10 protein-coding genes are annotated in these 9482 nt (G+C 66.4%); 5 read left to right on the top strand and 5 right to left on the bottom strand.

The features are described from left to right. Window positions 1-275, bottom strand: a 275-nt coding sequence (locus IE191_RS08100; RefSeq protein WP_191323867.1) for a hypothetical protein, incomplete at its 3' end; no start/stop codon positions are given. 211 nt (window positions 276-486) lie between these two features. Between IE191_RS08100 and IE191_RS08095 the strand changes: the two genes are divergently transcribed. From IE191_RS08095 to metH, 4 genes are read left to right on the top strand one after another with little or no spacing between them, the layout of a single operon-like run. Further along, the gene (locus tag IE191_RS08095) at window positions 487-1518 is read left to right on the top strand and encodes an ArsR/SmtB family transcription factor (protein WP_191323866.1); all 1032 of its coding nucleotides are present in this window, start codon (window positions 487-489) and stop codon (window positions 1516-1518) included. Window positions 1519-1523: 5 nt separating this feature from the next. After that, complete coding sequence (gene metF, locus IE191_RS08090) at window positions 1524-2465, top strand: methylenetetrahydrofolate reductase [NAD(P)H] (RefSeq protein ID WP_191323865.1); 942 nt, start codon at window positions 1524-1526, stop codon at window positions 2463-2465. After that, on the top strand, window positions 2462-3526 hold the full coding sequence (locus IE191_RS08085) for a homocysteine S-methyltransferase family protein (protein ID WP_191323864.1): 1065 nt from the start codon (window positions 2462-2464) through the stop codon (window positions 3524-3526). Before metF ends, IE191_RS08085 begins: the two co-directional genes overlap by 4 nt. After that, window positions 3526-6147, top strand: coding sequence for a methionine synthase (gene metH / locus IE191_RS08080; RefSeq protein WP_191323863.1), 2622 nt, complete (start codon window positions 3526-3528; stop codon window positions 6145-6147). Before IE191_RS08085 ends, metH begins: the two co-directional genes overlap by 1 nt. Before the next feature lie 103 nt (window positions 6148-6250). Here metH and IE191_RS08075 read toward each other — a convergent pair whose 3' ends face one another. After that, a complete protein-coding gene (locus tag IE191_RS08075; RefSeq protein ID WP_191323862.1) occupies window positions 6251-6547 on the bottom strand; it encodes a GIY-YIG nuclease family protein in 297 nt (98 codons plus the stop codon). A gap of 186 nt (window positions 6548-6733) precedes the next feature. Next, on the bottom strand, window positions 6734-7990 hold the full coding sequence (locus IE191_RS08070) for an aspartate kinase (RefSeq protein ID WP_444544236.1): 1257 nt from the start codon (window positions 7988-7990) through the stop codon (window positions 6734-6736). Window positions 7991-8078: 88 nt separating this feature from the next. Here IE191_RS08070 and ubiG point away from each other — a divergent pair, with 88 nt between their 5' ends. Beyond that, window positions 8079-8819, top strand: a complete 741-nt coding sequence (gene ubiG, locus IE191_RS08065; RefSeq protein WP_191323861.1) for a bifunctional 2-polyprenyl-6-hydroxyphenol methylase/3-demethylubiquinol 3-O-methyltransferase UbiG — start codon at window positions 8079-8081, stop codon at window positions 8817-8819. Here ubiG and IE191_RS08060 read toward each other — a convergent pair. Next, entirely contained in the window at window positions 8806-9159 is a 354-nt protein-coding gene (locus IE191_RS08060) for an arsenate reductase (protein ID WP_191323860.1), read from the bottom strand. The genes ubiG and IE191_RS08060 overlap by 14 nt on opposite strands. After that, the gene (locus IE191_RS08055) at window positions 9156-9467 is read right to left on the bottom strand and encodes an antibiotic biosynthesis monooxygenase family protein (protein ID WP_191323859.1); all 312 of its coding nucleotides are present in this window, start codon (window positions 9465-9467) and stop codon (window positions 9156-9158) included. The genes IE191_RS08060 and IE191_RS08055 overlap by 4 nt, the downstream gene beginning before the upstream one ends. Window positions 9468-9482: the final 15 nt, after the last annotated feature.

The raw sequence follows: 9482 nt of genomic DNA, 5'->3' as shown, positions 1-9482 counted from the left end.
GCCGCAGCAGCCTTCGCGGCGTCGGCCGCGGCGGCGGCGTTGTCGGCGGCGCTGCGGGCGGCGTCTTCGGGGGTCTGCGCGGCGGCGCTGGTGTCGGCGGCCGGGGCATCGACCGGGGCCGGCGCAGCGGCCGAAACGTCGGTGGCGGGCAGTTCGTCGGCCGGCATTTCCACGTTGTCGGGCGTCGCTTCGCTCGAAGCATCGTCCGAATGGCCGCAAGCGGACAGCGAGAGCGCGGCGGCGGCCAGAACGGCAGTCGAGAGGAGCTTCTTCATCGTGGGGCTTCCTTGTTGATTCCTGTCGGCTTTGCAGCCGATCGTTCCCCATCGGTATTATCGGCGCGCCCGCGTCAAGCCAATGGCAAACTTGGCCCGGCATGGCTGGTTGCGATGGCCCGTGTCCGGTCGGGCCGCGCCGCTTTGTAAGGCTTGCTCACTGATATAAAGAACTCTTTATATGGATTGACCGATATAAAGGTTGCTTTATATGGCTTCCACGATGACCCTGCTCGAATCCCTGCGCGCCCTGGCAGACCCCACCCGTCTGCGCATCATGCGGCTTCTCGCCAGTATGGAGCTGGCCGTGGGCGAATTGGCGCAAGTGCTCGGGCAAAGCCAGCCGCGCGTGTCGCGCCATGTGAAGATCCTGTGCGATGCCGGCCTGGCGGAGCGGCGGCGCGAAGGGGGCTGGGTGTTTCTGCGCGCGGCCATTGCCGAGGAAAGCGCCCGGCGCGGCGCACCCTCGGCGCTGGGCACCGCGCTGGCCCGCGCCCTGGCCGCAGCCGAAGCGGAGGACGCGGACTTTTCGGTTCAGGTGCGCGAGGATCGCCAGCATCTCGACGCCATCCGCGCCACGCGCGAGGCCAGCGCTGCCGAATACTTCGCCCGCCATGCCGCCGACTGGGACCAGTTGCGCAGCCTGCACATTGCCGATGGCCCGGTGGAAGCGGCGCTGGTCGCCCTGCTCGACGAAGCCGGCGCGGCCCGGCCGCTGGGCCAGTTGCTCGACGTGGGCACTGGCACCGGCCGCATGGCCGAACTGCTCGCACCGCGCGCGGCGCATGTCACCGGGCTGGACAAGAGCCCGGAAATGCTGCGCCTGGCACGCACCCGCCTGCAAGGGCTGCCGGCCGGGCAGGTCGATCTGGTACAAGGTGATTTCCTGGCGCTGCCCTTTGCCGATGGCGCGTTCGACACCGTGCTGTTTCACCAGGTGCTGCATTATGCCCTCGCGCCCGAAGCCGTGCTGGCCGAGGCGGCGCGCGTCACCGCGCCGGGCGGGCGGATCGCGGTCGTCGATTTTGCCGCGCACGATCGCGAGGAACTGCGCCTGGCCCATGCCCATGCGCGCCTGGGCTTTTCCGATGCGCAGATGGCCAAGCTGCTGGGCGATGCCGGGTTCGTCCCGCTGGCCGAGCAGGCGCTGGCCGGGCGCGAACTGATCGTCAAGCTGTGGACCGCCCGCCGCCGCGAGCCCGGCGCGGCGCTGCCATCAGCCCCCGCCTTTTCCAAGAGCTGAGACCCATGACCCGCTACGACCAGTTGCGCGAGGCGCGCACCGCGCTCGATACCCCTCTCTTCGCCGGGCTGCCTGGCGATATCCGGGTGAGCTTTGAATTCTTCCCGCCCAAGACCGACGCGCTGATGGCGCAGTTGTGGGACGTGGTGGAGACGCTGGCGCCGCTCCAGCCCGAATTCGTCTCGGTGACGTATGGCGCGGGCGGCTCCACCCGCGATCGCACGCATGACACGGTGGCGCGCATCATCCGCGAGGCGCGCCTGCCGGCCGCCGCGCACCTGACCTGCGTCGACGCCAGCAAGGCCGAGATCCGCGCCGTGGCCGAAGCCTATTGGGAAGCGGGCGTGCGCCATATCGTGGCCCTGCGCGGCGACATGGGCGCGCCAGGCGTGCCGTTCACGCCGCATCCCGATGGCTATGCCAATGCCGCCGAGCTGGTGGCGGGGCTCAAGACCATCGCGCCGTTCGACATTTCGGTGGCTGCCTATCCGGAAAGCCACCCGGATTCGCCCAGCCAGGACGCCGATATCGACAACCTCAAGCGCAAGCTGGATGCAGGCGCTGCCCGCGCGATCAGCCAGTTCTTCTTCGAGCCGGAGACCTTCTTCCGCTATCAGGACAAGCTGGCCGCCGCCGGGATCGATGCGCCGGTGCTGCCGGGCATCCTGCCGGTGTCCAATTTTGCCCAGACGCGCAAGTTTGCCGCTGCCTGCGGCGCCGCCCTGCCGGCATGGATGGAGAGCCTGTTTGCCGGGCTCGATACCCATCCGGCTTCGCGCCAGTTGGTCGCCGCCACGGTTTCGGCGGAATTTTGCCGCCGCCTCTATGCCGGCGGGGTGCGCGATTTCCACTTCTACACGCTCAACCGCGCCGAGCTGAGCTATGCCATCTGCCACCTCCTCGGCCGCCGCCCCAAGGATGCGGCCGGGCTGGAGAACGCCGCATGACCGATCTGATCCCCAGCGCTGCGCGCGCCGCGCTGCTGCAACAGGCTGCCCAGCGCATCCTGATCACCGATGGTGCCTTTGGCACCGAGATCCAGAACCGCAAGCTGACCGAGGCCGACTATGCCGGGAACCTTGGCCTCACGCACGATCAGAAGGGCAACAACGATATCCTGGCACTGACCCGGCCGGACGTGCCCGAAGCGATCCACCGCGCCTATTTCCAGGCCGGAGCGGACATTGCCGAAACCAACACGTTCTCGGCCAACCGCATCAGCCAGGCCGATTACGGCGCCGAGCACCTGGTGCGCGACATCAATGTGGAATCGGCGCGCCTGGCCCGCCGCGTGGCCGATGAGTTCGCCGCTGCCGATGGCCGTCCGCGCTTTGTCGCCGGCGCGATCGGGCCGACCAACAAGACGCTGTCGCTATCGCCCGATGTCAACGATCCCGGCTATCGCGAAATCGACTGGGATTTCCTGGTCGAAGTCTATCGCGAGCAGGCCGAAGCGCTGGTCGAAGGCGGCGCCGATTTCATCCTGGTGGAAACGGTGTTCGACACGCTCAATTGCAAGGCCGCGATCATGGCGGTGAAAAAGCTGGAGCGGCAACTGGGCCGCGAAGTGCCGATCATGCTGTCGATGACGCTGACCGATCTTTCCGGGCGCAACCTGTCGGGCCACACGGTCGAGGCGTTCTGGTATGCGGTGCGCCATGCCCGGCCGGTGACGGTCGGCCTCAATTGCTCGTTCGGCGCCACGCAGTTGCGCCCGCATGTCAAGGCGCTGGCCGAAATCGCCGACACCCTGATCATGATCTATCCCAATGCCGGCCTGCCTAACGAACTGGGCCAGTATGACGAGGAGCCCGATACCACCGCAGGCCTCGTCGGCGAATGGGCCGTGGCGGGCCAGGTCAACGTGCTGGGCGGCTGCTGCGGCTCCACCCCCGCGCATATCGCCGCCATGGCGCGCAAGGTGGCAGGGCTTGCCCCGCGCCAGACCGCGCGCCCCGAACCGCTTACGCGCCTTGCCGGCCTCGAACCCTTTGTGATGATCAAGTGATGACCGACACCATCAATTCCGGCTCGCGTTTCGTGAACGTGGGCGAGCGCACCAATGTCACCGGCTCGGCCGCGTTCAAGAAGCTGATTCTGGCGGGCGACTATGCCAAGGCCGTGGACGTGGCGCGCCAGCAGGTGGAAAACGGCGCCCAGGTCATCGACGTCAACATGGACGAGGGCCTGCTCGACGCGGTCGAGGCGATGACCACCTACCTCAAGCTGATCGCGGCAGAGCCGGACATCGCCCGCGTGCCGGTGATGATCGACAGCTCCAAGTGGGAAGTCATCGAGGCGGGCCTCAAATGCGTGTCGGGCAAGCCCATCGTCAATTCGATCTCGATGAAGGAAGGCGAAGAGGCATTCCTGCATCACGCGCGCCTGTGCATGGACTATGGCGCGGCGGTCGTCGTCATGGCCTTCGACGAGAAGGGCCAGGCCGATACGCGCGAACGCAAGGTGGAAATCTGCTGCCGCGCCTATGACCTGCTGATGGGCATCGGCTTCCCGCCCGAAGACGTGATTTTCGATCCCAACGTGTTTGCCGTGGCCACCGGCATCGAGGAGCACGATCGCTACGCGCTCGATTTCATCGAGGCGACGCGCGAGATCAAGGAACGCTGCCCGCACGTCCATATCTCGGGCGGGCTGTCCAACCTCTCGTTCAGCTTCCGCGGCAACGAGACGGTGCGCCGCGCGATGCATTCGGTGTTCCTCTACCACGCCATTCCGGCGGGCATGGACATGGCCATCGTCAATGCCGGGCAACTCGACATCTACGACCAGATCGACCCGGTCCTGCGCGAGGCCTGCGAAGACGTGCTGCTGATGCGGCACCCTGACGCCACCGAGCGGCTGATCGCACTGGCCGAAAGCTTCAAGGGGCGGGACAAGGCCGCCGAAAAGGCCGCCGAGGAATGGCGCGGCTGGGACGTGGTGCGCCGTCTGGAACATGCCCTGGTCAAGGGCCTCGACCAGCATATCGTCGAGGATACCGAGGAAGCCCGCGCCGCCATTGCCGCGCGCGGCGGGCGCCCGATCGAAGTGATCGAAGGCCCGCTGATGGAGGGCATGAACACGGTGGGCGACCTGTTCGGCTCGGGCAAGATGTTCCTGCCGCAGGTGGTCAAATCCGCGCGCGTGATGAAGAAGGCAGTCGCGCACCTCATCCCCTACATCGAGGCGGAAAAGGAAGCCGGTGCCAAGGCCAAGGGCCGCATCGTGATGGCCACGGTGAAAGGCGACGTGCACGATATCGGCAAGAACATCGTCGGCGTGGTCTTGCAGTGCAACGGCTACGAAGTGATCGATCTGGGCGTGATGGTGCCCTGGGCCACGATCCTCGATGTGGCGCAGAAGGAGCAGGCCGATATCATCGGGCTGTCCGGCCTGATCACCCCCTCGCTGGACGAGATGGTGACCGTGGCCGAGGAAATGCAGCGTGCGGGCATGACCATTCCGCTGCTGATCGGCGGGGCCACCACCAGCAAGGTCCACACCGCGCTGCGCATCGATCCGGCCTATGATGGCCCGGTTGTCCACGTGCTCGACGCCAGCCGCGCGGTGGGCGTCGCCAGCCAGCTTCTGTCGGATACCCAGGCCGAAGGGTTCATTGCCGCGACGGCCGCCGATTACCAGCATGTCCGCGAGGCGCGCGCGGGCAAGGGCGGTTCTAAGCTGCTCAGCCTGGAAGACGCGCGCGCCAATGCCTTCGTGGCCGAGTTCGCGCACAAGCCCGCGCCGCCGGCCCAGCCGGGTCTGCATGTCTTCCCCGAATGGAACTTGGCCGATCTGGTCGAATGCTTTGACTGGACGCCGTTCTTCCGCGCCTGGGAACTGGCCGGCACGTATCCGGCGATCCTCGACGATGCCGTGGTGGGCGAAAGTGCGCGTAGCCTCCATGCCGATGCCCTGGCAATGCTCGAGCGTATCGTGAGCGAGAAATGGCTGACCGCCAAGGGCGTCTGCGGCTTCTGGCCCGCTGCCCGCCATGGCGACGACGTGGTGCTGCATCCCGATGACGACGAGCAGATGGTGCGCCTGCCGTTCCTGCGCCAGCAGTTTGCCAAGAGCCGGGGCCGCGCCAATTTCTGCCTGGCTGACTTCATCGATCCGGCGGGCGACTGGCTGGGCGGCTTTGCCGTGGGCATCCACGGCATCGAACCGCACCTGGCCCGCTTCCAGGCCGCGCACGACGACTATTCCGACATCCTGCTCAAGGCCCTGGCAGACCGCTTTGCCGAAGCCTTTGCCGAGCGGTTGCATCAACACGTGCGCACCACCCTGTGGGGCTATGCGCCGGGCGAGCAACTGACCAACGAGGCGCTGATCCGCGAGGAATATCGCGGCATCCGCCCGGCGCCCGGCTATCCGGCCTGCCCCGATCACAGCCTCAAGCCGATCCTGTTCGATCTGCTCGACGCGCCGGGCAACGCCGGGATCGTGCTCACCGAAAGCCAAGCCATGCTGCCCACGGCAGCCGTTTCGGGCTTCTACTTCGCCCACCCCGACAGCCAGTATTTCGGCGTCGCCACGATCGGCCGCGACCAGTTGGCCGACTATGCCACGCGGCGCGGAGTCGATCTTGCCGTGGCTGAACGCTGGCTGCGGCCCAATCTGGATTGATGTGCTGCGTGGCGGAGGGCCCCGGATCAAGTCCGGGGCGACGTTCTGGTGCAAGCTTTCGTCGCCCCGGACTTGATCCGGGGCCCCACGCCGCCCTCGAACCCTATAACTGGTCGAACAAATCCTCCCAGTCTGGGTTGGTGCGCTCCACCAAGGCGATTTTCCAAGCCCGCTGCCACCGTTTCAGGCGTTTCTCATGGGCGATGCAGTCTTCGATGGCTTCGCCACGCTCGGCCCATACCAGCCGGGCCAGCGCATGGGCGGCACAAAAGGCTGATCCGGAGCCGTCCCGGTGCTGGACCACGCGACGGGCGAGATCGGCGGTAACGCCCACGTAGAGTATGCCGCGCGGGCGGTTGGTCATGATATAGACCCAGCCGCCTTTGGCTTCGCTTTGCATGGGGCGAGGTTGCGCGAGGGGGTGCGCTACATCAAGCCAGCAATGGCTGTTTCTGCCGAAATGGCTGCATTTGCGAGCGCTGCGTGGGGCCCCGGATCAAGTCCGGGGCGACGAGGCATTGCGCTTTAATCCCGTCGCCCCGGGCTTGACCCGGGGCCCTCCGCAACGGGTCGGCCCATACACCCTTTACTGCGCGTCCAGCCCATAGGCGGTGTGCAGCACGCGCACGGCCAGTTCCACTTCGTCGGCGTCGATCAGCACCGAGACCTTGATTTCGCTGGTGGAGATCGCCTGGATATTGATGCCGCGATCGGCCAGCGACTTGAACATCGTGCTGGCAACGCCGGCGTGGCTGCGCATGCCCACGCCGACCACGGAAACCTTGGCCACCTTGCTGTCGGCGATCAGGCGATACCAGCCGATCTGGTCCTTGCGCTCTTCCAGCAGGGCCTGGGTGCGGGCGAGGTCGGCCTGCGGGCAGGTGAAGGTCACATCCGTCTCGCCCTTGTCCTTGGCGATGTTCTGAATGATCATGTCCACGTTGATGTTGGCTTCGGCCAGCGGCGCAAAGATCGAGGCAACCGCGCCGGGGCGATCCGCGATCCGCGTGAGAGTGACCTTGGCCTCGTTCTTGTCGGCAGCGATGCCGGTGATCAGCTGGCGTTCCATTTCGTACCCTTCCAGTTCCTCGTCCGCGACGATCATCGTGCCGGGGATCGTGTCCGCCGCCGGGGCATCGTCGTCGATGAAGGATGACAACACCTGCACCCGCACGTTCTCCTTCATCGCAAGCGAGACGGAACGGGTTTGCAGAACCTTGGAACCGACCGAGGCCAGTTCCAGCATTTCTTCGTAGGTCACGGCCTTGAGCTTGCGCGCCTTGGCCACGATGCGGGGGTCGGTGGTATAGACCCCGTCGACGTCGGTATAGATGTCGCAGCGGTCGGCGCCGATCGCGGCGGCCACGGCTACGGCCGAGGTGTCGGACCCGCCACGGCCCAGCGTGGTGATTCGGTTGCTGTCGGTCAGCCCCTGGAAACCGGGGATCACCGCCACTTCGCCGGCGGCCATGCTGGCCAGCAGCTCTGCCGAATCGATGCCTTCGATGCGCGCCTTGGAAAAGGCATCGTCGGTGCGCACAGGCAATTGCCAGCCCAGCCACGAGCGCGCCTTGCAGCCCAACGCCTGCAAGTGCATGGCCAGAAGGCCCGAGGTGACCTGCTCGCCGCTGGCCACCACCACATCGTATTCCGCCGGATCATAGAGCGCGCTGGCTTCACGGCAGAAGTTCACGAGGCGGTCGGTTTCGCCGGCCATGGCCGAAACCACCACCGCCACTTCATGGCCGGCGGCCTGCTGGCGCTGCACGATCCGCGCGACGCGGCGGATTCGCTCGGTTCCGGCCATCGAGGTGCCGCCGAATTTCATCACGATCCGGGCCAACGCTTGTGCTCCTGTTCACCTGCCAAAAGAAAGAATCTTGCCCGCATGGCCCATGGACCATGCGAATGCGGCGCTTTAGGGAGGTGGCATGAGCAATGCAACAACCTTGAGCGCACAGACCATCCGGCCCGAAGAAGCGGCCCATTTCGGCAAGTTGGCGGCCGACTGGTGGGATCCCAAGGGCCAATCGGCGATGCTGCACAAGCTGAACCCGGTGCGCCTGGGCTTCATCCGCGCGGCGATCGACACGCATTTCGCCGCCGATCCGCGCGGGTTGCGCCCCCTTGCGGGCAAGCGCGCCCTTGATGTGGGCTGTGGCGCCGGCCTGCTGGCAGAGCCGCTGCATCGCATGGGTGCGGCTGTCACGGCGGTGGACGCGGCGGCGGAAAACATCGCGGCGGCGCGCGCCCATGCCGAGGGTGCGGGGCTGACCATCGACTATCGCCATGGCGAACTGGCAGAACTGGGCCTTGCCGGTTTCGACCTGGTCACCTCGATGGAAGTGATCGAGCACGTCGCCGACAAGCCCGCCTTCGTGGCCGCGCTGGCGCAGACGCTCGGCCAGGGCGGGTTGATGGTGCTGTCCACCCCCAACCGCACGCCTGCCTCGCGCGTGCTGATGGTGGAAGCAGCGGAGCGGCTGGGCATGGTGCCGCGCGGGACGCACCATTGGGACGATTTCATCACCCCGATCGAACTGCACGATCTGCTGGAAGCGGCGGGCCTCAAGATGGGCAACCCCCAGGGCATTGCCTGGGGGCCGGCCAAGGGGCTGCACCTGTCGGACGACTTGGCGCTGAACTATATCGTGACCGTCACGCGGGCGTAAGCGCGGTTTCCCATTCGGCCTGCTTGAACCCCACGAGCAGGCCGCCGGGATGCTCCACGATCGGCCGCTTGATCAACGAGGGTTGCGCCACCATCAGCGTCACGGCCTTTTCGGTCGTCAGATCGGCCTTGTCCGCCTCGGGCAGCTTGCGGAACGTGGTTCCGGCCTTGTTGAGCACTCTCTCCAGCCCCGCTTGCGCCACCCATCCGGCCACTTGGTCAGCGTCGGCGCCCTGCTTCTTGTAGTCGTGGAAGGTGTAGGCCAGTCCCTGCCCATCGAGCCAGGTGCGCGCCTTCTTCACGGTGTCGCAGTTGGGAATGCCGTAGAGCGTCAGGGTCATGTGTCGCTTCTTTCGAAATGGTGGATGCGGCTGGGGGTGCCGGCGAACAGGGAATAGCTTTCGTAATAGGCCTCGCGGCCCCGGCGCTGGACTTGGGCATGGGCGGCCTGTGCGCGCCAGGCGCGGGCGGCGTCTTCGCTGTCCCATTCCGACAGGGCGACCACTTCGCCATCATCGGCGACATAGGACTTGAAGCTGCGGAAGCCGGGCTGAAGCCGGGCGAGGTCTTCCATCGCCTGGGCATCGGCGCCATAGGCGGCGGCATCGAGACCGGCGCGCTTGCGATTGCGGAACACGACGAGATACATCGCGCATCCGCATAA

This window comes from Novosphingobium pokkalii (assembly GCF_014652855.1).
Taxonomy (GTDB): domain Bacteria; phylum Pseudomonadota; class Alphaproteobacteria; order Sphingomonadales; family Sphingomonadaceae; genus Novosphingobium; species Novosphingobium pokkalii.
The sequence above is the reverse complement of the archived record's forward strand: the minus strand, read 5'-3'. Positions and strand labels throughout refer to the sequence as shown.